Here is a 24,217-nt window from a genome sequence, read left to right on the forward strand (position 1 = left end):
CTACCGCGGCCCCAGGGCGAGGACGCGGTCTTCTCCGGCGCTCAGTGAGAGCGGTCGCGCGCCGGCGGAAGTCTGCAGATCGATGCGGCAGGCGCGGCCCGGCCGCAGCACGGCCGTGGCACCGTCGGGGGTCCAGGTGAGGTCGACCTCCGCGCCGAACCTCGTCCGGATACCGCGGAGTTCGCCGCTCGGGAGGGCGGCCGGCAGCGCGGGGAGCAGGACGAGCCGCTCCGGCGTGGAGTGGATCAGCGCTTCGATGAGCACGGCGGGCAGGGTGTGGGCGGCGTCGGCGTTGTAGACGTGCCGGTTCGGGTAGTGGCCGCTGATCAGGGAGACGTGGAAGAAGTCACCGGCCAGGACGTTGTCGAGGGCGCCCGCCACGCGTTCCGCGTCCCCGAGCCGGGCGGCCACCAGGGCGTGGTGGAGGTGGCCGTGCGCCGAGTCGTTCTCGGCGCCCCGCAGTTCGAGGGCGCGACGGGCCGCCGCGGCGAGCTCGGGGGTGTCGTACGGGTTGATCTCGTCGAGCGGCCAGACCCCGTAGAGGTGGCTGAGGTGCCGGTGGTCGTAGCTGTCGTCGAGGCCGGGCCTGGCCCACTCGGCCAGCGCGCCCTCGGCGTTGATCCGGTGCGGCGGCAGCCGGTCGGCGAGCGCGCGCCAGCGCTCCGCGTCGGGTCCCGGGTGGTACGCCCCCGCCGTGCGCAGGGCGTGCCGGGCCGCCGAGAGGTCCATGGCGGCGTTGACGGTGATCCATCCGGCGTTCGCCGGACGGTTCTCCGGGGAGTACGACGGCACGATCACCAGGTGTCCGTCGTCGTCGGTCCGGGTGAGGAAGTCCTCGTAGAAGCGGGCCACTTCGGCGAGTGCGGCGGCGAGGCGCGGATCGCGTTCGCCCCGGGTCTCGTCGTGGTCCACGAGGGGCTTGAGCAGCCAGTCGGCGCCCGCGGTCCACACGTGCAGCGGGTACGCGCGGCTGAGGTGGTAGATGTGGCCGGACTCTCCGTCGGTGTGGGCGGGCGCCACGACACCGCGTGCGCCGAAGACCGCCCGGGCGTTGTCCCGCCAGTGCGGCAACTGGGCCTGGATCAGGGCGGCATGAGCCTCGGTGACCTCGGGGAGCGCGGCCGCGGCGGCCGAGGCGGTCTGCAGATTGAGGTTGGCGTCCGTGGTGAACGCCCCGGACCAGGCGGTGTCCCAGTCGCCGGTCCAGAGCCCGGTCAGCCGGGGCGGCAGCGTCCCGGCCGCGGACAGCAGGTGGTGGCGGCCGGCCGCGAAGAGCCGTTCCAGGAGGGCGGGGCTCTTCGGGCGCCGGACCAGTTCCGAGCCGGGAAGGGCCCGTTCGGAGGGGTCCGCGTGCAGGTCGAGGGTGACCCGGAGGTAGGCGGCGCGGTGCAGAGCGGTGTGGCGGGAGAGCAGGCGGGCGTACGCGCGCTCGATGTCCTCCTCGCCGTGGCCGGCGTCGGGCAGCAGGTCCCGCAGTGCGCGGACCTCGACGAGCGCGTCCGCTTCGCCCGGGTGCCGGCGCACCCGGGTGAGCAGCAGCATCGAGCGGGCGCCCTCCACCCGTACGCCGGGAAGGGCGGGACGGGTCCGGCCGTCGGTGACGAGGAGCGTGACCCCGGTGTACGCCAGGTCGCTGCCCGGATAGCGGGCGCGCAGCGTGAGGACGGCACCCTCGGGGGTGAGGACGGCTCCGTGCCCCACCGCGAGGTCGGCGGGCGCGCCCGGCAGCCGGTGGTCCAGCGTCACGTCGAGGGTGAGGCCGGGGGCGGTCACGTACTGCGCGATCACGTCGTCGGCGCGCGAGACGAAGACCTCGCCGCGCCGGTCGTCGCACTGGGCGCGGACGACGCCGGTGGTGAAGTCGGCCTCCCGCCGGTAGGCGCGCCACCGCGCGGCCGGGCGGCGCAGCCGCACCTGGAAGGCGGGGTGGAAGGGCTGCACCCACAGCAGCGGCCGTCCGTCGGTGAAGTCCTCCCCGGCGGTCACGTCTCCGGCCAGCAGCCGGTCCTGTACGTCGGTGAGGCGGTCGGCGAGCTGGGGCGGGCGGGCGTCAGCGCTGCCGTTCGGACGGATCAGGCGGTGATGGTTGACGATCACCCGATCGTCGTTCGGATCGCCGAACACCATGGCGCCGTGTGTGCCGTTCCCGCTCAGGAAGGCGTCCTCCCAGCGGGCGGCGGGCCGTGGTTCCCAGGTCCCGTGGACGGGGGCGGCGGTACGGGCGCCGTCCGTTCGGGTGCCCACGGTGGGAGCGTCCTCGCTTCGGGCGCCGGCGCGGGGGGCACCGTCGGCGTGCGCGTGGTCCGTCATGGTGCGAGCACCACCGCTCCGTGGCGCTCCAGTCGTACGGAGTCGGTGAAGGACGTTCCGCCGAGCAGGTCGCGGTGGCTGCCCGGGACCTCGACGGTCACCGCGTCGCGCCCATGGTTGAGCAGGAAGAGCAGATCGCCGCGCCGCACGGCCTCGACACGTTCGGGCAGTCCGTCGAGCACCGGCCGGACGCCCGCGTCGTGCGCCGCCCCGGCCAGCAGTTCGCGCAGGGCCGCCGGTTCGGGAAGGGTGGAGAGGTACCGGGCGGTGCCCTTGCGGAGCACGGCGGGCAGTCCGTCCAGTTCGCCGCCCCGGTAGCGGGTCTCGACGACCGCTGTCCCGTCCGGCTCGATCTCCTCGGACCAGAGCGTGCCCGGGAAGCCGTCGCACGTCACGGTCTCCCCCGCGTCCAGCGGCCACCACTCGTGCAGCGTGCGGATGCCGAACAGCTCGCGCAGCCGCTCGTCCATGCCGCCCGGCCGTACCCGGTCGTCCTCGTCGGCGACGCCGGTGAGGAAGCCGCAGACGAGCGTCCCGCCCGATCGCACATAGGCGAGGAGGTTGTCGATCGCCGCGTCCGTGAGCAGATACAGCTGGGGCACGACGACCATCCGGTAGGCGGCGAGGTCGTGCTCGGGATGCGCGAACGCGGTGGTGAGGTGGGCCTCCCACAGGGCGCGGTGCCAGGCCCGGACGATCTCGGCGCAGTCGGCCTCCGAGGACGGCCGGCCGTCCTGCGCTCCCGCCCACCAGGAGTTCCAGTCGTGCAGGATCGCGATGTCCGAGAGGACATGACCACCCGTCACCTCAGGGCTGATCCGGGCGAGTTCGGCGCCGATCTCCTTGATCTCCTGGAAGGTACGGCCGCGCTCCCCCGCATGGCCGATCATCCCCGAGTGGAACTTCTCCGCGCCCTGCCGGGACTGCCGCCACTGGAAGTAGCAGACGGCGTCGGCGCCGCGCGCCACGGCCTGGAGCGACCACAGACGGTTCAGGCCGCGCGGCTTGGGGTGGTTCACACCGCGCCAGTTGACCGCTCCGGCCGCCTGTTCCATGAGCATCCAGGGTCCGCCCCCGGCCTGGGAACGCGTCATGTCCTGGACGAGCGCGCCGTTCTGCGCGCCGAGGGGGTCGCGCGGGTCCGGATAGAGGTCGACCGAGACGACGTCCTCCTCGGCGGCCCACCGCCAGGCGTCCTGGCCGACCCACATCGGCATGAAGTTGCTGGTCACCGGGGTGTTCGGGCTGTGGCGGCGGACGATGTCCCGCTCGGCGACGTAACACTCCAGGAGCATGTCGGAGGTGAACCGCTTGAAGTCGAGCACATGGGTCGGGTTCTTCATGTAGTGCGCGTGACGCGGCGGCAGCACCTCGTGCCAGCTGTCGTAGCCCTGGCTCCAGAAGGCCGTTCCCCAGGCCGTGTTGAGGGCTTCGAGGGTGCCGTACCGGTCCTGGAGCCAGCGACGGAAGGCGGCGGCCGCCTCGTCGCCGTAGTCGAAGGTGCAGTACTCGTTGTTGATGTGCCACATCGTGAGAGCGGGGTGGTTCGCGTAGCGGGCGGCCAGGTCCTCGGTGATGGCGGCGGCGCAGCGGCGGTAGACGGCGCTGGAGTGCGAGAAGTGCTGCCGGGAGCCCCACCATTCGGTGCGGCCGTCCTCGTCCCGGGGCAGCGTCTCGGGGTGCAGCCGGCCCATCCAGGGGGGCGGCGAGGAGGTGGGGGTGGCGAGCACGACACCGATGCCGTGCTCGTGCATCAGGTCCATCAGCCGGTCCAGCCAGCCGAACTCCCGGGCTCCCGGGCGTGGTTCCACCTTGGCCCACGAGAAGACACCGAGGGTGACGGAGTTGACGCCGGCCTCCTTCATGAGGCGGACGTCCTCGTGCCAGGTCTCCTCGGGCCACTGCTCGGGGTTGTAGTCGCCTCCGAAGAGGATGCGGCCCCGGGTGGCGTCGCTCAGACTCGGCCGCCCGGACTCAGGACCGGTTCCGCGGGGCGTGCGCATGACCTACCTCGATCGGGGAGAGTGGACCGCCGCGGCCGACCGCTGGTCAGGAGCAGGTCGGCCGCGGCGAGCAGGGGGCGGCGGAGCAGAGGCCGTGGGGCGGACGCGGGGGTACGCGGGTGCGGGGTGGGGGGTGGGGGGTGCGGAGGCCGCCGACCGGGGTCAGCCCTTGACGGCCCCGGTGAGCATGCCCTTCTTGAAGTGCCGCTGGACGAAGGGCGAGAGGACCGCCACCGGCAGCAGCGCCATCACCATGACGGCCATCTGGATGGCGAGCGGCGACAGCTGGCCGGTGTTGATCTGCGTGGCGAGCCCGACGGGACGCTCCTGCTTCTGCACCAGCTGGATCATGACGTTCTGCAGCGGCATCATGTCCTGGTCGGTCAGGTAGATGGAGGCGTTGAACCAGGCGCTCCAGTAGCCGACCGCGTAGAACAGCGAGATCACCGCGAGGACCGCGCGGGAGAGCGGCATCACGATCTGCCACAGGATGCGCCAGTCGCCGGCGCCGTCGATGCGGGCGCTGTCGACGAGTTCGGGCGAGATGCCCATGAAGAACGCGCGCAGCACCAGGATGTTGAAGACGCTGACCGCGCTGGGGAGGATCAGCGCGAGGTAGCTGTCGGTGAGGCCGAGGGCCTGCACCAGCAGATAGGTGGGGATGAGTCCGGCGCCGAAGAACATCGTGGCGAGCAGCAGCATCAGGAACGAGCGGTGGCCGAGCGACCCGATGCGCGAGAGTCCGTAGGCGCAGAGGACCGAGACCACCATGCTGAACAGGGTGCCGACCAGGGTCACGCCGACGCTGACGAGCGCGGCCCGCTGCACCTGCCCGCCGGTGAGCAGCTCCTGGTAGGCGACGAAGGTGACGCCCTTGGGGATGACCACCAGGCCGCCCGCCGCGTCGATGGTCTTCTTCGACTGGAGGCTGGTGACGATGACGATCCAGAGCGGGAAGAGGATCGCCAGGGCGGCCAGGGTGAGGATGAGCCCCTTGCCCGCGAGGCCGGCCTTCGACGGCTCCTCCTCCCAGGGCGGCCGGGGCGGCGCCGCCCAGCGGCCGGGCTTGTCGCGCGGTTCGTACGTCACGGCGGTCATTTCTTGTACACCCCCTGCTCACCCATGAGATGGGCGACCTTGTTGGCGGTCAGGACGAGTCCCAGCCCGACGACACCCTTGACGAGCCCGGCGGCGGCCGCGTATCCGAAGTCCTGGTTGCGGATGCCGTTCCACCACACGTAGGTGTCGAGGACTTCGGAGGCGCCGGGGCCCACCGAGTCGCGCTGGAGCAGGAGTTGCTCGAAGCCGACGGTGAGCGCGTCGCCGACGCGCAGCACCAGGAGCAGGGCGATCACCGGACGCAGGGCGGGCAGCGTGACGTGCCACATCCGGCGCCAGCGGCCGGCTCCGTCCATGGCGGCGGCCTCGTACAGGTCGGGCGAGACGGCCGACAGGGCCGCGAGGAACACGATGATGCCCCAGCCCGCGTCCTTCCAGACGCCCTCGGCCGTCACCAGGAACTTGAAGATCCCCGGGTCGGTCATCAGGTCGATGCCCTGGTGTCCGTGTCGGCGCAGGGTCTGCGCGATGATGCCCGCCCCGCCGAAGATCTGCTGGAAGACGGTGACGACGAGGACCCAGGAGAAGAAGTGCGGGAGGTACATGACCGCCTGGGCGACCGCCCGGACCCGGGGCCTGACCACGCTGTTGATGAGCAGCGCGAGCAGGACCGGGATCGGGAAGTACAGCACCAGCTGGAGGAAGAACAGCACGAAGGTGTTCTGGACGGCGTGCCAGAAGGCCGAGTCCGCGAAGATCCGCTGGAAGTTCTCCAGGCCGGTCCAGGGGCTCTCGAACATCGCGACGAAGCCGTTGTCGCTCAGATACGGGTCGTAGTCCTGGAAGGCGACGACATTGCCCAGGACCGGTATGTAGGTGAAGACGAGGACCAACGCGACAGCCGGCAGGGCCATCAGGATCAGGGTGCGGTCGCGCCGGAACCGCAGCCGGAAGCTCAGCTTTCCGGCACCCTGCCCGGCCCTCCGGCCGGCCCGTCGCCCGGCGGCGCGCCCGGCGTCGCCGCCCGGCGGACTCCCGTCCGGTTTCCTCTTGCCCGTCTTCGCCCCGGCCCTGCTCCGAGGCACCGTGCTGTTCGACACGGCCTTCTCCTTGCCTCAGCCCTGGGTCACTTGGCCGCGGAGCCGTTGTCGTCGAGCAGCTTCTTGTACCAGGCGCGCAGGTCGTCGCCGCCCTTCTGCTTCCAGTCGGCGACGGCCTGCTGCATGTCGCCGATCTTCTTGCGGCCCCGGACGATGTCGTCCTCCAGCTGCTCGAAGTCGTTGGCGAGGTTGGTCCACCGGTTGGGCTCGGTGATCGTCAGTCCGTAGAAGGAGGACTTCTTGGTGAAGGCGCCCATGCGCTGCTGCCACTCGACCTGGAGCTTGGCGATCTCCGGCAGATCGGGGTGGGCGAGGTAGGCGGCCGGGTCACCGGTGTAGTCGTAGGCGCCGTTGACCTCGTTGGTGCCCTTGGTGGTCTTGGTGGGCAGGCCGTCCTTGAGCGTGTAGTCGGTGCCTTCGACGCCGTACACCGTGAGCATGTACTCCTTGGTGCCGTACGGCGCCGCGCAGAAGTCGGCGAGCGCGAGGAAGTCCTTGATCTGCTGCTTGGACGCCTTCCTGCTGACGAAGGTGAAGATGCCCGCGGGCTGGGTCGCCCAGAGCGTGGGGTCGCCGCCGTCGGGGCCGAAGATGTCGAACGCGCCCATCTCGAAGTCCGTCTTCTGGGTGCGCTGTTCGGCCGTCGAGCCGTACCAGTAGGACAGGTCGCCGTTGAAGACGAGGGACTGGCCCGCGGTGAAGCGGTTGGACGCGTCACCCTTGACGGCCTTGGCGTCGGGGTGGACGACGCCCGCCGCGTACAGCTTGCGCGTCCACTCCAGGGCTTCGAGGTACTCGTCGGTCTCGATGCGGTTGACCAGCTTGCCGTCCCTCAGGTCCCACCACAGCGCCTTGTCACTGCCGTTGAGGACGCCGTAGATGTTGAAGGCCGTCCATTTGAGGTCGTCGCAGGCCCACACCTTGGCCTTGGCGTCGGTGGCCTCCTTCGCCCAGGACAGGAACTCGTCGGGCGACTTGGGCAGGGTGTAGCCCTCCTTGGCGAAGATGTCCTTGCGGTAGAAGGGCGCGATGTTCGTGACGTACGAGGCCGGCATCGGGATCGCGCGCAACTGCCCGCCGAAGATGGAGCGCTGCCAGGCGTCGGTCGGTACGGCCGCGAGGTTCGGGTAGTCCTTGACCTTGTCGCCGGACAGGTACGGCCCGAGGTCGGCGAACTTGGCGTTGATGGCGCTGGGTATCTTGCCGTTCAGGTTCCAGCCCGGGACGACCACCACGTCCGGGATGTCGCTGGAGGCGAGGATCGCGCCCAGCTTCTCGTCGTAGGTGTTGCCGTCCTGGTTCTGCCAGGTCACCTTGACGCCGATGGCCTCGTTCATGGCGGTGTAGTACGCGTTGCCGTCGGCCGGCGGGCTGCCCCAGAACGGCGACATGATCTTCAGGTCGCCGCCCGCGCCCAGCTTCTTCGGGACGGACGTCTTCAGCGCGTTCAGGTCGATCGCCCGGGTGAACCCCGCCGCCGATCCGTTCTTCGACGGAAGGTCGGGCGTGACGACGCTCGACGCCACGAACGTCGGAAGGATCTTCTGGGCGTCCTTCCCCGAGGTGGTGCCGTCCTTCTTGCCGTCCTGTCCGCCGCCGCAGGCGGCGAGCAGCGGCATTCCGCCGGCCACGGCGGCCGCTGCGACCGCCGTGGAGGCGAGGAAGCTTCTCCGGCTGGGGGCGGAGGTGGCGGAGTTCGGCGTCATTGCGTCAACCCTTCATGGCGCACAGCAGGACACCCGGCGGTGGAGCCGTCGGCTGCGGTGTCTTGAGTGGATCTGGCTGAGCTGAAGCGGTCATCGGAGGACTGTGCCCTCCGGGGAGGGAAGCCCGACAGTCGAAGCGCTTCGATGTTGCTGCGAGGTTAAGTGAACGCCTGGGGGTGCACAAGGGTCGATCCCAAGATTCCTCGGAGGTGTCGCGCAACAGAGCGGCTCCGCCTGGCACTTGACATCATCGCCCGGAAACGGAGTTGTTGCGCCCGGGCGTCTTGACACCCACCCCTCGTTCGATCGAGCATCGAAGCGCTTCGAAAGCGCCTCGCCGCTCCATCGCAAAGGGATCGCCACGTGACCGCACAGACGCCACCCATGCCGCCCTTCCGTGACGCGAGCCTGCCGTTCGCGAAGCGCATCGACGACCTGCTGGCGCGGCTCACCCTCGACGAACGGATCGCGTTCCTGCACCAGTTCGCGCCCGCCGTCGAGCGACTCGGTGTGCGGGCCTTCCGCACCGGCCAGGAGGCGCTGCACGGGGTCGCCTGGATGGGGCCGGCGACGGTGTTCCCGCAGGCCGTCGGGCTCGGCGCGACCTGGAACGAGGATCTCGTGCGCCGGATCGGGGAGGCCGTCTCCGCGGAGGTCCGCGCGATGCGCGCCCACGACGACCGGGTGGGCCTCAACGTCTGGTCCCCCACGGTCAATCTGCTGCGCCACCCGCTGTGGGGCCGCAACGAGGAGGGCTACTCGGAGGACCCGGGGCTCACCTCCGCCATCGCCACCGCGTACACCCGTGGGCTGCGCGGCGACCATCCGGCCTATTGGCGCACGGCGCCGGTCCTCAAGCACTGGCTCGCGCACAACAACGAGACGAGCAGGGACACTTCGTCCTCGTCCGTCCGCCCGCGCGTGCTGCACGAGTACGATCTGCGCGCCTTCCGCGAGACCGTCGAGGCCGGCGCGGTCGCCGGCGTGATGCCCGCGTACAACCTGGTCAACGGCCGCCCCAACCACGTCTCGCCGTATCTGCGCGAGCACCTGCGCACCTGGACCGACCAGGAGATGCTGGTCTGCTCGGACGCGGGCGCGCCCTCCAACCTGGTCGACTCCGAGCACTATTTCGACACCCACGAGGAAGCCACCGCCGCGGCGCTCCTCGCCGGCGTCGACAGCTTCACCGACCACGGCACGGACGGCTCGCGGATCGCCGAGCGCGTCCGGGGCGCCCTGGCCCGGGGCCTGCTGAGCGAGTCGGACATCGACGCGGCGGTCCGCCGCCAGCTCTCCGTGCGCTTCCGGCTGGGCGAGTTCGACCCGCGCCTCGACCCGTACGCCGACACCAAGGACTTCGACACGCCCGCCCACCGCGCACTCGCCCGGGAGGCCGCGGAGCAGGCGGTCGTCCTCCTCAAGAACGACGGCCTGCTGCCGCTCGGCCCCGGCATCCGCGTCGCGGTCGTCGGCCTGCTCGCCGACGAGTGCAAGCTCGACTGGTACAGCGGCACACTGATCCACCGCTCGACCCCGCTGGAGGGCCTGTACGAGCGCTTCGGCGCCGAGCGCGTGGACTTCGCCGAGGGCGTGGACCGCGTACGCCTGCGGACGTCGTCCGGCCGGTATCTCGCGGTGCCCGCCGGCGACGGCGGGTCCGACGAGACGCGCGGAGCCGAAGGGGCCCTCGACCCGGCGCTGCTCGCGGGCCGGACGGACCTGCCCCCGCTGACGGCCGACGCCGTGGGCACCGAACTGGCGCTGATCGACTGGGGCGAGGGCATCCTCACCCTGCGGGCTCCCGACGGCCGGTTCCTCTCGGTCGCCGACGACGGCTTCGTCCGTGCCTCCGCCGACCAGCCGGGCGGCTGGGTCGTCCAGGAGACCTTCCGCCTGGAACCCTCCGCATCCCATGAGAACGGCCACCTCCTGAAGCATCTGGGGACGGGCAGGTACGTCTCTGTCGCCGCCGACGGCGTGAAGGTTGCCGGGGAGGAGCCCGGGAACGCCGAGATCTTCGCGCTGGAGTTCGGCGAGCGCGGCGAGGACGCGGTGGCCCGCGCCGCCGCCTCGGCCGACGTGGTCGTCGTCGTCGCGGGCAACGACCCGCACATCAACGGCCGTGAGACCGAGGACCGTACGACGCTGCGGCTGCCCGCCCATCAGGAGCGGTTGCTGCGCGCCGCCCGCGCGGCGAACCCGGACACGGCGCTGGCCCTGGTCTCCGCCTACCCGTACGCGGTCGACCACGCCGAGCTGCCCGCCGTGCTGTGGACCGCGCACGGCGGCCAGGCGGCCGGCACCGCGCTGGCCCGCGTCCTCTCCGGTGACTTCTCCCCCGCGGGCCGCCTCCCGCAGACCTGGTACGCCGGGGACGACGACCTGCCCGGCCTGCTCGACTACGACGTGATCGGCGGCCGGCAGACCTATCTCTACTTCGAGGGCACTCCCCTGTTCCCCTTCGGACACGGCCTGTCCTACGCCTCGTTCGCCTACGCGGATCTCCAGGTCGGGCGGAACGCCGACGCGTTGGTGGTCTCCTGCACCGTCACCAACACCTCGGCGGTGACCGCCGACGAGGTGGCCCAGCTCTACACCCGCGCGGTCGCCCCGTCCGTGCCCCGCCCGCGCCGCGAGCTGGCGGGCCACCGCAGGTTCCGGCTCGCTCCGGGCGTCTCGACGACGATCTCGTTCGAACTCCCTCTCCCGGCGCTCGCGTTCTGGGACGTGGCGCACGGCCGCCGCCGTCTGGAGCCCGGCGCGTACGAGCTGCTGGTCGGCGCGTCCAGCGAGGACATCCGGCTCAGCGCGACCGTCGAGCTGGAGGGCGAGCCGGCTGGGCCCCGCCCGGTCCTCGAACGCGGCCTGGACGCAGCCGACTTCGACGAACAGCGGGACACCGCCATCGTCGACCGTACGAGGGCGGCGGGCGACGCGGTGACCCCGGTGGACGGCGGCACGGGCGAACTCGTCTACCGGCGCTGCGACTTCGGAGAGGGCGCCACGCGGATCACCGTCGAAGCGGCGGGCGAGGGTGTCGTCGAACTCTCCCTGGACGGCGGCCCGCAGGCCGCCGAACTCCCTCGGGTCGCGACGCGGGGGGCCTACGACTACCGCACCGTCGCCACGGCGTTCACCGCCGACGGTGTGCACGACGTCCGCCTCAGACTGCGCGGCCCCGTACGGCTCGCGCACGTCGGCTTCTCCGGCTGAGGGTCCGGAGGGGCCGGCGCAGGGGTCCGGCACCGGAAGGCATCGGTGCCGGGCCCCTTCATCGGTGACGGTATCTGAAAACGATTGTCACTAGACATGCCGTTTTCGGTCACGTCCCGGCATGCCGACGGCCGAAGCCTTGCCGTGGCCACACAGCCGGGGCCTTGCCGTGGCCAGACGGCCGGGGCCTTGCCGTGGCCACACGGCCGGGGCCCTCCCGCGACGGGTTCAGGTCCCGATACGCCGACGGCCCGAGCCCCCGCACAGCGGGCTCGGGCCGTCGGCTTCGGGAAGGTCTGCCGTCAGAGGGCGAGACCCGTCAGCACCAGCACACGCTCGTAGGTGTAGTCGTCCATCGCGAACTTGACGCCCTCGCGGCCGACACCGGACTGCTTAGCCCCGCCGTACGGCATCTGGTCGGCACGGTAGGACGGCACGTCGCCGATCACGACGCCGCCCACCTCCAGCGCGCGGTGGGCGCGGAACGCGGTCTGCAGGTCGTGCGTGAACACACCGGTCTGCAGGCCGTACTTGGAGTTGTTGGCGGCGGCGAACGCGGCGGCCTCGCCCTCCACCTTCTGCACGGTGAGGACCGGTCCGAAGACCTCCTCGCAGGAGATGGTGACGTCGGACGGCACGTCGGCGAGCACGGTCGGCGCGTAGGAGGCACCGTCCCGCTTGCCGCCGGTGAGCAGCGTGGCGCCGGCCGCGACGGCCTCGTCCACCCACGACTCGACGCGCTGGGCGGCGGCCTCGCTGACCAGCGGGCCGACATCCGTGGTGTCGTCGGACGGGTCGCCGGTGACCTGCGCCTCGACGGCGGCGACGATGCGCGGCAGCAGCCGCTCGTACACCGACGCGTCCGCGATCACGCGCTGCACCGAGATGCAGGACTGGCCGCCCTGGTAGTTGGAGAAGGTCGCGATGCGGGTCGCGGCCCAGTCCAGGTCCGCGTCGCTCGCGAAGTCGGCGAGGACGACGGCCGCGCCGTTGCCGCCCAGCTCCAGGGTGCAGTGCTTGCGCGGCACCGAGTCCATGATCGCGTAACCGACCGTCTCGGACCCGGTGAAGGAGATGACCGGAAGTCGCTCGTCCTGGACCAGGGCGGGCATCCGCTCGTTGGCGACGGGCAGGATGCTCCACGAACCGGCCGGAAGGCCGGTCTCCGCCAGCAGGTCACCGATGATCAGGCCGGAGAGCGGGGTCGCGGGCGCCGGCTTCAGGATGATCGGGGCACCCGCGGCGATGGCCGGGGCGACCTTGTGGGCGCACAGGTTCAGCGGGAAGTTGAACGGCGCGATACCGAGGACGACACCCTTGGGGAAGCGGCGGGTGAGGGCGAGCCGGCCCTGACCGCCCGCGTCGGTGTCGAGGCGCTGGGCGTCGCCGCCGTTGAAGCGGCGGGCCTCCTCCGCGGCGAACCGGAACACGGACACCGCGCGGCCGACCTCGCCGCGGGCCCACTTGATCGGCTTGCCGTTCTCGGCGGAGATGAGCTGCGCGATCTCCTCGGTGCGCTCGGCGAGGCGGCGCGAGACGTGGTCGAGGGCGGCGGCGCGCACGTGGGCCGGCGTGGCGGCGAACTCGTCCCGCACGGCGTGGGCCGCGGCCACGGCCTCCTCGACCTGCGCCTCGGTGGGCACACTGACCTGACCGACGACCCGGCCGTCCCACGGCGAGGTGACGTCGAACGTGGTCTCACCGGTGGCCTGGCGGCCGGCGAGCCAGAAGGCGTGGGGGGAAGTCATGTGCGAGTCCCGGCCCTTCCATGTCGAGGGGTGTTTCTGGTGGTCTTGCGCTTTCCCGTCCACGGTAGGGCCGGGACCATCGCCGGTCGTTTGTCCGGCGCGTAGCAGTCGGGGTGCGGGGTGCGCCGGTTTGGCCTGATCGCCCGGCGACCCGTACCCGCGGGCCGCCGAGGTCACCGATCGCCGCGTCGAGCGCCTCGGCCGTCACACCGCCGGCCGGGGTTCAAGAATGCGTCCGCGGCGGGAGCCGGCTCACTCCCCCGGTGCGGTCGTGGCCTTCAGGGCCAGCCAGAGTTCCATGCGGACGTCCGCGTCGTCGAGTGAGCGTCCGAGGATCTCCTCGACCCTGCGCATCCGGTAGCGCAGGGTGTGCCGGTGCACCCCCAGGTCGGCGGCCGCCGCGTCCCACTGGCCGTGACGCGACAGCCAGGCCCGCAGCGAGGCGACCAGGTCTCCGCGCCCGGTGGCGTCGTGTTCGTGGAGCGCCCGCAGGAGCCCGTCCGCGAAGGCCCGCACCGCGTCGTCCGCGAGCAGCGGCAGCACGGACCCGGCGGCCAGCTCCTCGTGCTCGACGAGGAACCGGCCCCGGCGCCGGGCGACGGACAGGGCCTGTTCGGCCTGCTTGTAGGCGGCACGGGTGGCGATCGGACCGGCGGGTGCCGAGAGCCCGACGACGAGTTCGTCCTCGTCCCCGGTGGCCCCGGCGGGCTGCTCACGCGGGGCGGTCCGCGCCGCCTCCAGCACCACGGCGTAGTCCCCGCAGGCGGCGACCGCGGCGCCCCCGTCCACGGCGAGGACGACCAGCCGCTCCCCGTCGGGCACGACGAGCACGGACTCCCCGGCACGCGCGGCGGCGGATTCGACGACCTCGGCGAGGCCGCCCAGCGGATCGCCGCTGACGTCGGGCACGGCGACCGGGGTCTTCGCGGGCGCGGCGGCTCCCACGCGCGCGTGCCCGTCGGCGTGCGCCCGCCCGGCCGAGGCGGACACCGACTCGGCGATGATCAGCCGGAAGGGCGCGTCGAGCAGTTCGCCGTAGAGGTCACCGGCGACGGCCCGGGCGTGGTCGGATTCCCCGGCGAGCAGCATCCCGAGCACGGCCGCCCCGATCCGCTGCTCGGCGGCGTGCAGGGATCGCGACCGCTCGGTGGTGAGCGTCAGCAGGGCGATCGCCGAGTGCACGGCGTAGCGCTCGGCGGTGCCGAGGGCTCCGGCGGTCCCGACGGCGAGCGCGGCGCGCGGCCTGCGTCCCGTTCCGAGGGAGTGCAGTTCGACGCGGTCCTCCCCGCCCACCACCGAGCTCGCGGGCGCCGGCCGCTCCCGCAGCCGTTCCACGTCCGGGGTGAGCCGCGCGGCGCGGCGGCCCGCCCAGTCCGGCGCGGTGGCGACGACGGCGCCGGACGCGTCGTAGAGCGCCGCCCATCCGTCGACCTGTCCGGCGAGCGCGGTGAGCAGTCCCTCCGGCCCGCCGCTCAGCGCCTGCTTGGTGAGTTCGCGCTGTGCCGCGAATCCGGCGGTGACGGCCCGGTACTGATCCGCCGCGATGGCGGCGGACACGGCCTTGCTGATGGCGAGGAAGGGGGTGCGCCGGGGCACTTCGAGGAGCGGCAGCCCCTCCTCCCCGGCCGCGTCGACGAGCGCCTTCGGGATCTCCTCGTAGTTGACCCCGACGGCGAAGCCGAGCCCGACGACTCCGGCACCGGCCAGCCGCTTCACGTAGCGCCGCATGACGTCGGGATCGTCCGCGTCCAGCTTGAGCGCGGTGATCAGCAGCAGTTCCCCGCCCTCCATGTACGGCACGGGGTCGGCGAGCTCGCTGACGTGTGCCCAGCGGACGGGCACGTCCAGGCGGTCCTCGCCCGCGCGCACCGTGAGCTTGAGCGCGGAGTGGTGGACGAGCGAGGCGAGCGTGGGGGGCATGAGGCCTTCAGGTCTGTGTGATCTCTGTGATCTTTTGTCCGCCGCGTATGAACGGCCTGTGTCGATTCTGCCTCACCGTACGGTCGCCGCGTGTGGTCCTGTCCATACGCCCTGGTCAGCGGGTCCCGGCGTCCAGGCGTCCCGCCGCCGAGCCCCGGGCCTTCCGATGGGGCGCCAAGCGATCTTCCTCGCCGTCGCCGTCTCGCTCCGGTCGCTGGTCCCTCTGCGCCGCAGGGCCGACCGCCCGGCGGCGCGTTTCGACCGGCTCCGTTCAGCCCCGCAGGTCCACCAGCAGCGGAGGCGCATGCTCGCCCTTCACGCTGGTCAGCGACAGCACCGCGTGCCCCGGCGGCACCCCGTGGGCCAGTTCGGACGCGGACCAGCGCTCCCGCTCGACCTGACGCACGGTGACGGCCCGCGCGGTCGGGGCGTTGCCGGTGATCACCCGGCGCAGCATGTGCACGGCCTTGCCGGCGGGCGTCTCGGCGATGATCTGCCGGTCGGTGACGTCACGCGCCTCGATCCACTCCTTGCCCCAGACCTCGGCGAAGTCCTGCCCGTCCCAGGGGGTGAGGCCGGACAGGGCCATCCGGCAGCCGATGGCCCCGAGCAGCGGGCTGCGCAGCGGCCGGGGGGCGTCGTCGAGGGTGCGCAGCGTCAGGACCGCTCCCGCGTTGCCGGACCGCAGCCGCTGGATGCCGCGTACGGCCTCGGGGGTGACGACGCCGCTCGCGTCGTCGAGGACGAGGCAGGCGAACAGCGACCGGTCCTCGCGTACCGCGACGCTGGCCGTGAACTGCGCGAGCACCAGCCGCGCGAGAATCCGGGAGGCGTCGGCGTGGCCGCGGGCCGGCAGATCGATCCGGACCCGCACCGGATGGTCCAGGGCACGCAGCGAGAAGGGCCGCGACTGCCCCGAGGTGTCGAAGAAGCCGGCGAACGCGGGCCGGTCGAGCAGCGCGACCCGGTCGGCGAGCACCCCTCCGACGTCCCCCGGATGCCCCAACTGCCGCTCGCGGGCGTCTAGTTCCCGCAGCAGCGCCTCCTGTCCGGTGTCCTCGAGACCGTTGCGGAGCGCGCCGAGGGGTCCGGGGGCCCCGTCGAGCAGCTGCCGCAGCTCGGGCACGGACGGGAACCTGCCGTGGACGGCCTGGAAGGGCCCGAGCAGCTGGGCGAGCACGGTGGTGGACCGCCGGCTGTCGCCTCCGGGGTGGGGGTCGGCGAGATCACCGACGAGCGCCTCGGCGAGCACCGCCGCGGCCTCGTCGGGGTCGGTGGTACCGCCGTACAGGTCGAGGTCGTACACGGACTCGGGATTCCCGATCCGTACGACGACGTCGTACGCGTCGACGGGCCCGAGCCCGGCGCCCGCCGCACCGACCACGACCACGGCGGCCCGCCCGGCGAGGGCGTGCAGGCACAGCGACTCGGCGAGCGGCCAGACGACGCTGCCGGTCTTGCCGGATCCGGGGGGCCCGACGGCGAGCAGCGAGGTGCCCAGCAGTTCGGGTCCGAGGGCGAGTCCGGTGCCGCGGTAGGCGTAGGGATTGCGCGCGTCGTCGGCGGTCGTGCCGAGCCGCACCTGCCCGGTGACGAGGTCGTGGCGGGCGAGCCGCCCGGGCAGGTCGCGCTCCCCGGAAGGGTGCAGACAGGCGGCGGAGCCGTCCTTCAGCACCGCCCCGGTGAAGGTGGCGAGGCTGTGCCGGCCGCTGCGTACGCCCTGCCAGGCCCGCGCGATCCGGGCGTGGTCGACGTCGCGCATCAGCCCGGAGCGGGCCTCGGCGGCGAGCCGGTCGGCGGCGTCGACGCCACCGGCCGCGCGGAGCTGGTTCCACTGGACGGGATCGTCCTCGGGGGCGGGCGGGCGCTCGCTCACCGGCGCGGCCCGCCGCCACGCGGGAAACCCGTAGCGGCGCCAGACCTCACTCCATCGGCCCAGCCGCCCGACGCCGATCATGATGATCAGGGCGATCAGCGTGTAGTAGCCGTACCAGAGGAAGAACGCGCTTCCGACACGGTCGTCGCTGTGCCGCCAGGAGTCCGGGGTGAACAGTTCGAGGGGCAGGACCCACCAGCCCCCCAGGTAGCCGTTCCAGAGCAGCGACCAGATCAGCCATCCCACGAGGAAGGCGACCACGGCACCGCTCAGCAGCTGCCGGGCCGGAATCCGCTCGGGCTCCTCCTCCGGCCGCGGCCGGTGCCCGAACCGCCATACGCCGAGTGCCGCGTCCGGCCGGGGCGCGCGCACCCAGTCCACGAACGCCGACCCGTCGGGCAGCGGAGGCACCCCGGGCGCCCGTGCGGGCCGGGGCGGAGCGGACGGCATTCCCGGCGCCGCCGCCCCGTCCGGCGGCCCCGCCGGACGCGGCACAGGATTGGCATGTGTGCCCCGCGCGTCCTGGGTCCCGTCGCTGTCCATCGCCCTTGCCCCCTGACCAGCCGATCCGTGCGTCGTCCGCGAGCCAATCTAGTGCCCCTGCGGGGCGAGTTCACCGTTTACACGGCCGGGCCCGCTCCGGGGCCGGAGCGGGCTGCCTCCGCCCCTCTATGTCCATCGCGGACAACCGATTCCCCCGACAACGCCCACATGGAGCATGCCGACCCCCCGTCCTCGGCCCTAGCCTGCGAAGAAAGAAGGCAAGCGTCCGAAAACACCCCCGCCCGGACCACCCCGCGTCGCCGGGGACCGTCCGGTTCGCAAGATCATCAGGGAGCCCCTCATGACCGCACTTCCGCAGGAGCGCCGCGTCGTCACCGCCATCCCCGGCCCGAAGTCGCAGGAGCTGCAGGCCCGACGCACCGCCGTGGTCGCGGCCGGTGTGGGGTCGGTGCTCCCTGTCTTCACCACGCGCGCCGGCGGCGGCATCATCGAGGACGTCGACGGCAACCGGCTCATCGACTTCGGCTCCGGGATCGCCGTGACGTCGGTCGGCGCGAGCGCCGAGGCCGTCGTGCGCCGCGCCTCCGCGCAGCTCCAGGACTTCACCCACACCTGTTTCATGGTCACGCCGTACGAGGGCTACGTCGCCGTCGCCGAGGCGCTCGCCGAGCTGACCCCGGGCGACCACGCCAAGAAGTCCGCGCTGTTCAACTCGGGCGCCGAGGCCGTCGAGAACGCCGTCAAGATCGCCCGTGCGTACACCAAGCGCCAGGCCGTCGTCGTCTTCGACCACGGCTACCACGGCCGGACGAACCTCACGATGGCGCTGACCGCCAAGAACATGCCGTACAAGAACGGCTTCGGCCCGTTCGCGCCCGAGGTCTACCGCGTGCCGGTCGCCTACGGCTACCGCTGGCTGACGGGCCCGGAGAACGCCGGTGCCGAGGCGTCCGCCCAGGCCATCGACATGATCAACAAGCAGATCGGCGCCGACAACGTCGCCGCGATCATCATCGAGCCGCTGCTCGGCGAGGGCGGCTTCATCGAGCCCGCGAAGGGCTTCCTGCCGGCCATCAGCCAGTTCGCCAAGGACAACGGCATCGTCTTCGTCGCGGACGAGATCCAGTCCGGCTTCTGCCGCACCGGCCAGTGGTTCGCCTGCGAGGACGAGGGCATCGTCCCGGACCTGATCACCACCGCCAAGGGCATCGCGGGCGGTCTGCCGCTCGCCGCCGTGACGGGCCGCGCCGAGATCATGGACGCCGCGCACGCGGGCGGCCTGGGCGGCACCTACGGCGGCAACCCGGTGGCCTGCGCCGGCGCGCTCGGCGCGATCGAGACGATGAAGGAGCTCGACCTCAACGCCAAGGCGAAGCACATCGAGTCGGTCATGAAGACCCGCCTCGGCGCCATGGCCGAGAAGTTCGACATCATCGGCGAGGTCCGCGGACGTGGCGCCATGATCGCGATCGAGCTGGTCAAGGACGCCGCCACCAAGGAGCCGAACCCGGAGGCGGCCGGCGCGCTCGCCAAGGCCTGCCACCAGGAGGGCCTGCTGGTCCTGACCTGTGGCACCTACGGCAACGTCCTCCGCTTCCTGCCGCCGCTGGTCATCGGCGAGGACCTCCTCAACGAGGGCCTCGACATCATCGAGCAGGCCTTCTCCCGCATCTGACATCCGCGTCGCCGCAGCACCGGAACCCGGGACACCGCCCACGGCGGATTCCGCTTGGTTCCGGTGCTGCGGCGTTCCGGGTCGGAGCGTGTGAAGAAGGTGTGCGAGGTGCATGACGGGACGCGATTCCGCCTGTCGGAGCCGCACCCCCTGCCGTAGGTTCTAACCAGATCAGAGATACACCTCGCCCACAGGGGACTGTGGGTGGCACCGGGTCGAGGCTTCCCCAGCTTCGCCCTGGTCGTGCCCTCGCGCACACACCCGGAGCTTCCGGCTTCGGTTCTCCTCACCGATCGGACAGTCGCCCGCCCCAAACCCCCCGGGGCGCGCGGCATTCCGGTCCGGACGGCCGCCTCGGAACCACCCCCCCCTGTTCCGGGGCGGCCGACCCTCCTTCTTCCTTCTTCTTCTCCTTGTTCCGCTGCGGACCCGCCGCACCTCAGAGGCGCGCAGCCCGTATCCGGTGGCCGGACCCGGTCTGACAGGCTGTCCCCCATGCCACCCGTGCCCCTCCTGTTCGGCCTGCTCGCCCTCTGCTTCGTGCTCATCACCTGGCAGGTCGTGGCGGACGGCCCGCTCCTGGGCCTGGACGAACGACTGAGCGGCGCACTCGTCCACCCGGACCGGTTCTCCGAGTTGCTCGCCGACCTGGGCAACATCCAAGTGGCGGTTCCGGTACTCGCCCTGACGCTCGGTCACGTCGCTTGGCGGCGGCGCACCGCCGGTCTGGACCGGTGGTGGCTGCCGCCGGCCGCCGCCGCGGTGCTGATGGCCCTCGTCCCGGCGCTGATCGTGCCGCTGAAGGAACTCGTCGCCCGGCCGGGCCCCCCGGTCATGGGGCCCGGCACCGGCTTCTATCCCTCGGGGCACACCGCCACCGCCGCCATCGCGTACGGCGCCGCGGCGTTGCTCCTCCTCCCTCTGCTCGGCACCGCGGGCGTCCGCCGCGCGGTGCTGGCCGTCTGCGTGACCCTGAACGCGTGCGTGGCCTTCGGGCTGGTCCGGCGCGGCTACCACTGGCCGCTGGACGTGGTGGCCAGTTGGTGCCTCTGCGCGGTGCTGCTGTACTCCCTGTGGCTCTTCCTCAGCCGAAGTACCCGTCGAAGGTCCGCGAGAACTCCCAGCCGCCGAACCGGTCCCAGTTGACCGACCAGGTCATGAGGCCGCGCAGGCCCGGCCAGGTGCCGTGGGTGGCGTACGAACCGCAGTTGGTCTTCTTCGTGAGGCAGTCGAGCGTCTTGGTGACCTCGGCCGGGGACACATGGCCGTTGCCGGCGTTGGTGGTGGCGGGCATGCCGATGGCTATCTGGTCGGGGCGCAGGGGCGGGAAGATGTTGCCCGCGTCGCCCGCGACCGGGAAGCCCGTCAGGAGCATGTCGGTCATCGCGATGTGGAAGTCGGCGCCGCCCATGGAGTGGTACTGGTTGTCGAGGCCCATGATCGAGCCGGAGTTGTAGTCCTGGACGTGCAGCAGGGTCAGGTCGTCGCGCAGGGCGTGGATCACGGGGAGGTAGGCGCCGGCGCGCGGGTCCTGGCCGCCCCACTTGCCCGTGCCGTAGTACTGGTACCCGAGCTGGACGAAGAACGTCTCCGGGGCCATGCTCAGGACGAACTTCGAACCGTACTTGGCCTTCAGGGTCTTCAGGGCCGAGATGAGGTTGACGATCACGGGGGTGGTCGGGCTCTTGAAGTTCGTGTCGCTCGCGTCGAGGGAGAGCGAGTGGCCCTCGAAGTCGATGTCCAGGCCGTCCAGGCCATAGGTGTCGATGATCTTCGAGACCGAGGAGACGAAGGTGTCGCGGGCGGCCGCGGTGGCGAGCTGGACCTGTCCGTTCTGGCCGCCGATCGAGATCAGCACCTTCTTGCCGGCGGCCTGCTTGGCCTTGATCGCGGCCTTGAAGTCGGCATCGCTCTCCACCGTGGGGCACTCGGTGACCGGGCAGCGGTTGAAGCGGATGTCGCCCGAGGTGACCGAGGTCGGCTCGCCGAAGGCCAGGTCGATGACGTCCCAGCTGTCCGGCACGTCTGCCATGCGTGTGTAGCCCGCGCCGTTGGCGAAACTCGCGTGGAGGTAGCCGACGAGGGCGTGGGTGGGGAGGTCCGGGGAACCGCCGCCGCCCGAACCCGCCGATGTCGTCGCGGTGACCGTGGCCGACTTGGCCGACTCGCCCGCGTCGTTCGTCGCCGTGACCTGGAAGGAGTACGCCGTGGAGGCCGACAGACCGCTCACGGTCGTCGAGGTGCCGGTGGCCGTCTGGACCTTCGCTCCGTCGCGGTAGACGGCGTAGCCGGTGGCACCGGGGACGGCCGTCCAGGACAGGGCGACAGAGGAGGAGGTGACCGTGCCGGCCTTCAGTCCGGTGGGCGCGGCCGGCGGCTGCCCCGCGTCGACGCCGGGGCCGGTCAGCGAGAGGTCGTCGGCGTAGTAGGTGCCGGTGCCGTACCAGCCGTGCGTGTAGATCGTGACCTTCGTGGTGGCGGCGCCGGTGCGGAAGGTGGTGCTCAGCTGCTGCCAGTCGGCCGCGGACTGGGTCCAGGTGCTGACGTCGGTCGTACCGGTGCCGGTCGCGCCGAGGTAGACGTAGCTGCCGCGGACGTGTCCGGAGAGGGTGTACTGCGCGTCGGGTCTCACGGTCACGGTCTGGGAGCACTGCGCGAAGTCGTTGCCGGCCGGGGTCGCCTTGAGTGCCGAACCGCCACTGTGCACCGGGGAGTTGACGGTGCTGCCCGCCGTGCAGGTCCAGCCGTCCAGGCCCGACTCGAACCCGCCGTTCCTGGCGAGGTCCGCGTCGGCCGCACGGGCGGCCGACGAGAGCGTGACGAGGCCGGGCAGGGCCAGGGCGGTGGCCGTGCCCACGGCGAGAAGCCTTCGATGACGGCGGGCGAACGGTCTGTTGAGTCCGGTCCGGTCCACAACTGCCTCCGGGCATGGGGGGATGGGAGGGTGGAGCGCGCCCAACTTGGTCCAGACCAATTCGCTTGTCAAGACCTCTGGCAGGCAACCGGCTCCGGACGGCCGCCGGACCCGGCCCCTCACCGCTGTCGGCCCTCGTTCCCGGCGATGCCCGCCGCGGCCTCGTGCATGGCCAGTTCGAGCAGGGCCGGGTCCGTGAGCGTGCCCGAGCCGTCCGGCGGAACCAGCCACCGGACCCCGCCGGTCGACCGTCCCGGGTAGGGCACCACGATCCAGGTGCCGTGGCCCGCGGTGCGCACCCCCGTCCCGAGCCACCGGGCCGCGGTGCCCGCGGGCACGAAGAACCCCATCCGGGCGTCGCCGAAGTCGACGAGTACCGGCCCGGGTTGGTCGATCACCCGGGTCAGCACGTCGAGCGTCGGATAGCCGAGCTCGCCCGGCAGGATGAGTACGTCCCAGGCCCTCCCCGCCGGCAGCAGCGCGATCCCGCTGGGATTGCGCTCCCACTCCCAGCGGCAGGCTTCCGGATCCGGAGCCACGGATGTCAGCCACTCGACCGCCGCCTTGGGCCCTGTCATGACGGAACCTCCCTCTCGTGTCGACGCTGGTCGCGTCACAGAGGAGAGGGAGGTTCGGGCCGGGCATTACGCGGGTTCGGGCCACCAGTTGGCAGTGGACCGGGTCACACCGGCGGAGGTGGGCGTACGCCCGTGGATCAGGTCCGGGATCACACGCCCTCAGCTGTCGAAGCCGAGGCCCAGCCGGTCCATCGTCTTCAGCCACAGATTGCGCCGGCCGCCGTGCGTGTCCGCCCGTGCCAGCGACCACTTGGTGAGCGCGATGCCGGTCCAGGCGAAGGGCTCGGGCGGGAACGGCAGCGGCTTGCGGCGGACCATCTCCAGTTCGGTGCGTTCGGTGCGCTCCCCCGCCAGCAGGTCGAGCATCACATCGGCGCCGAACCGGGTGGCACCCACGCCGAGGCCCGTATAGCCCGCCGCGTAAGCGACTTTGCCCCCGTGCGCGCTGCCGAAGAACGCCGAGAACCGCGAGCAGGTGTCGATCGCGCCGCCCCAGGCGTGGGAGAAACGGACGCCCTCCAGCTGCGGGAAGCAGGTGAAGAAATGTCCGGCGAGCTTGGCGTAGGTCTCGGGGCGGTCGTCGTACTCGGCGCGCATCCGGCCGCCGTAGGGGTAGATCGCGTCGTAACCGCCCCACAGGATGCGGTTGTCGGCCGACAGCCGGAAGTAGTGGAACTGGTTGGCCGAGTCGCCGAGACCCTGGCGGTTCTTCCAGCCGACGGACGCCAGCTGGTCCGCGGTGAGCGGCTCGGTCATCAGCGCGTAGTCGTAGACCGGGACGGTGTACGGGCGGACGCGCTTGACCAGGTTCGGGAAGATGTTGGTGCCAAGGGCCACCCGGCGGGCACGGACCGATCCGTACGGCGTGCGGACGGCCATGCCGGCGCCGGACGGCTTCAGCGCGAGGGCGGGCGTGTGCTCGTACACCCGTACCCCGAGCTCCACGCACGCCCGCTTCAGGCCCCAGGCCAGCTTGGCCGGATGGAGCATGGCGACACCGCGGCGGTCGTGCAGCCCGGCCAGGAAGGTCGGCGAGTCGACCTGTTCCCGTACGGCCTCGGTGTCGAGGAACTCGATGCCCTCGGCGAGGCCCTCGCGCTCCAGCTCCTGGTGCCAGTCGCGCAGTTCGGCCGCCTGGTGCGGCTCGGTGGCGACGTCGATCTCACCGCTGCGCTCGAAGTCGCAGTCGAGGGAGTAGCGGGCGACGGCCGCCTCGATCTCGTCGAGGTTGCGGGCGCCCAGCTCCTCCAGCTTCCTGATCTCGTCCGGCCAGCGGGTGAGCCCGTTGGACAGACCGTGGGTGAGGGAGGCGGCGCAGAAGCCGCCGTTGCGGCCGGAGGCGGCCCAGCCCACCTCACGGCCCTCCACCAGGACGACATCCCGCCCGGGATCGCGCTCCTTGGCGATCAGCGCGGTCCACAGTCCGCTGTATCCGCCGCCGACGACGAGCAGGTCGCAGGTCTCGGCGCCGGTGAGCGCGGGCTCGGGGCGGGGTTTGCCGGGGTCGTCCAGCCAGTACGAGACCGGCTGGGCGTCGGAGAGAGAATTCATCCACTGATTACCACGGGTCATGGCGCTTGGGGCCATGATTTCAACTCCCTACAAGGG

The 24,217-nt window shown here is 71.9% G+C and carries 14 protein-coding genes; 3 read left to right on the plus strand and 11 right to left on the minus strand.

Annotated elements, in window-relative coordinates; genetic code table 11:
• The 5 genes from OOK38_RS04775 to OOK38_RS04795 form a co-directional block, all read right to left on the minus strand.
• On the minus strand, positions 1–2,244 hold the full coding sequence (locus OOK38_RS04775; RefSeq protein WP_266848139.1) for a glycoside hydrolase N-terminal domain-containing protein: 2,244 nt from the start codon (positions 2,242–2,244) through the stop codon (positions 1–3).
• Between the two features lie 62 nt (positions 2,245–2,306).
• Complete coding sequence (locus OOK38_RS04780) at positions 2,307–4,313, minus strand: beta-galactosidase (protein ID WP_266848140.1); 2,007 nt, start codon at positions 4,311–4,313, stop codon at positions 2,307–2,309.
• A gap of 162 nt (positions 4,314–4,475) precedes the next feature.
• On the minus strand, positions 4,476–5,411 hold the full coding sequence (locus tag OOK38_RS04785; RefSeq protein ID WP_266848141.1) for a carbohydrate ABC transporter permease: 936 nt from the start codon (positions 5,409–5,411) through the stop codon (positions 4,476–4,478).
• Entirely contained in the window at positions 5,408–6,472 is a 1,065-nt protein-coding gene (locus OOK38_RS04790) for a sugar ABC transporter permease (protein WP_266763314.1), read from the minus strand. The genes OOK38_RS04785 and OOK38_RS04790 overlap by 4 nt, the downstream gene beginning before the upstream one ends.
• A gap of 26 nt (positions 6,473–6,498) precedes the next feature.
• Entirely contained in the window at positions 6,499–8,178 is a 1,680-nt protein-coding gene (locus OOK38_RS04795; protein ID WP_266848143.1) for an extracellular solute-binding protein, read from the minus strand.
• A 363-nt stretch (positions 8,179–8,541) separates the two neighbouring features.
• On the opposite strand from OOK38_RS04795, the gene OOK38_RS04800 reads away from it, so the two are divergent.
• Positions 8,542–11,394, plus strand: a complete 2,853-nt coding sequence (locus OOK38_RS04800) for a glycoside hydrolase family 3 C-terminal domain-containing protein (protein ID WP_266848144.1) — start codon at positions 8,542–8,544, stop codon at positions 11,392–11,394.
• 302 nt (positions 11,395–11,696) lie between these two features.
• On the opposite strand, the gene OOK38_RS04805 is transcribed toward OOK38_RS04800, so the two are convergent.
• The 3 genes from OOK38_RS04805 to OOK38_RS04815 all read right to left on the minus strand — a co-directional run bounded on the left by OOK38_RS04805 (position 11,697) and on the right by OOK38_RS04815 (position 17,481).
• A complete protein-coding gene (locus tag OOK38_RS04805) occupies positions 11,697–13,142 on the minus strand; it encodes an aldehyde dehydrogenase family protein (RefSeq protein ID WP_266763311.1) in 1,446 nt (481 codons plus the stop codon).
• A gap of 252 nt (positions 13,143–13,394) precedes the next feature.
• Entirely contained in the window at positions 13,395–15,062 is a 1,668-nt protein-coding gene (locus OOK38_RS04810; protein WP_266848146.1) for a PucR family transcriptional regulator, read from the minus strand.
• Positions 15,063–15,333: 271 nt separating this feature from the next.
• Positions 15,334–17,481: an ATP-binding protein gene (locus OOK38_RS04815; RefSeq protein WP_266763309.1), complete on the minus strand. Its 2,148-nt coding sequence runs from the start codon at positions 17,479–17,481 to the stop codon at positions 15,334–15,336.
• 301 nt (positions 17,482–17,782) lie between these two features.
• Here OOK38_RS04815 and gabT point away from each other — a divergent pair, with 301 nt between their 5' ends.
• Both gabT and OOK38_RS04825 read left to right on the plus strand, forming a co-directional pair.
• Positions 17,783–19,117, plus strand: a complete 1,335-nt coding sequence (gene gabT / locus OOK38_RS04820; RefSeq protein WP_266763308.1) for a 4-aminobutyrate--2-oxoglutarate transaminase — start codon at positions 17,783–17,785, stop codon at positions 19,115–19,117.
• A 495-nt stretch (positions 19,118–19,612) separates the two neighbouring features.
• Positions 19,613–20,263 carry a phosphatase PAP2 family protein gene (locus tag OOK38_RS04825; RefSeq protein ID WP_266763307.1) on the plus strand — a complete coding sequence of 217 codons (651 nt, stop codon included), beginning with the start codon at positions 19,613–19,615 and terminating at the stop codon, positions 20,261–20,263.
• On the opposite strand, the gene OOK38_RS04830 is transcribed toward OOK38_RS04825, so the two are convergent.
• From OOK38_RS04830 to OOK38_RS04840, 3 genes are all read right to left on the minus strand, one after another.
• The gene (locus OOK38_RS04830) at positions 20,202–22,031 is read right to left on the minus strand and encodes a chitinase (RefSeq protein WP_266763306.1); all 1,830 of its coding nucleotides are present in this window, start codon (positions 22,029–22,031) and stop codon (positions 20,202–20,204) included. The two genes, OOK38_RS04825 and OOK38_RS04830, sit on opposite strands and share 62 nt — an antisense overlap.
• A 119-nt stretch (positions 22,032–22,150) precedes the next feature.
• On the minus strand, positions 22,151–22,609 hold the full coding sequence (locus tag OOK38_RS04835) for a hypothetical protein (protein ID WP_266763305.1): 459 nt from the start codon (positions 22,607–22,609) through the stop codon (positions 22,151–22,153).
• A 159-nt stretch (positions 22,610–22,768) separates the two neighbouring features.
• Positions 22,769–24,196, minus strand: coding sequence for an FAD-binding oxidoreductase (locus OOK38_RS04840; protein ID WP_266763304.1), 1,428 nt, complete (start codon positions 24,194–24,196; stop codon positions 22,769–22,771).
• Between the last annotated feature and the right edge of the window lie 21 nt (positions 24,197–24,217).

Origin of the sequence: Streptomyces sp. NBC_00568, assembly GCF_026341855.1 — a bacterium.
GTDB lineage: Bacteria > Actinomycetota > Actinomycetes > Streptomycetales > Streptomycetaceae > Streptomyces.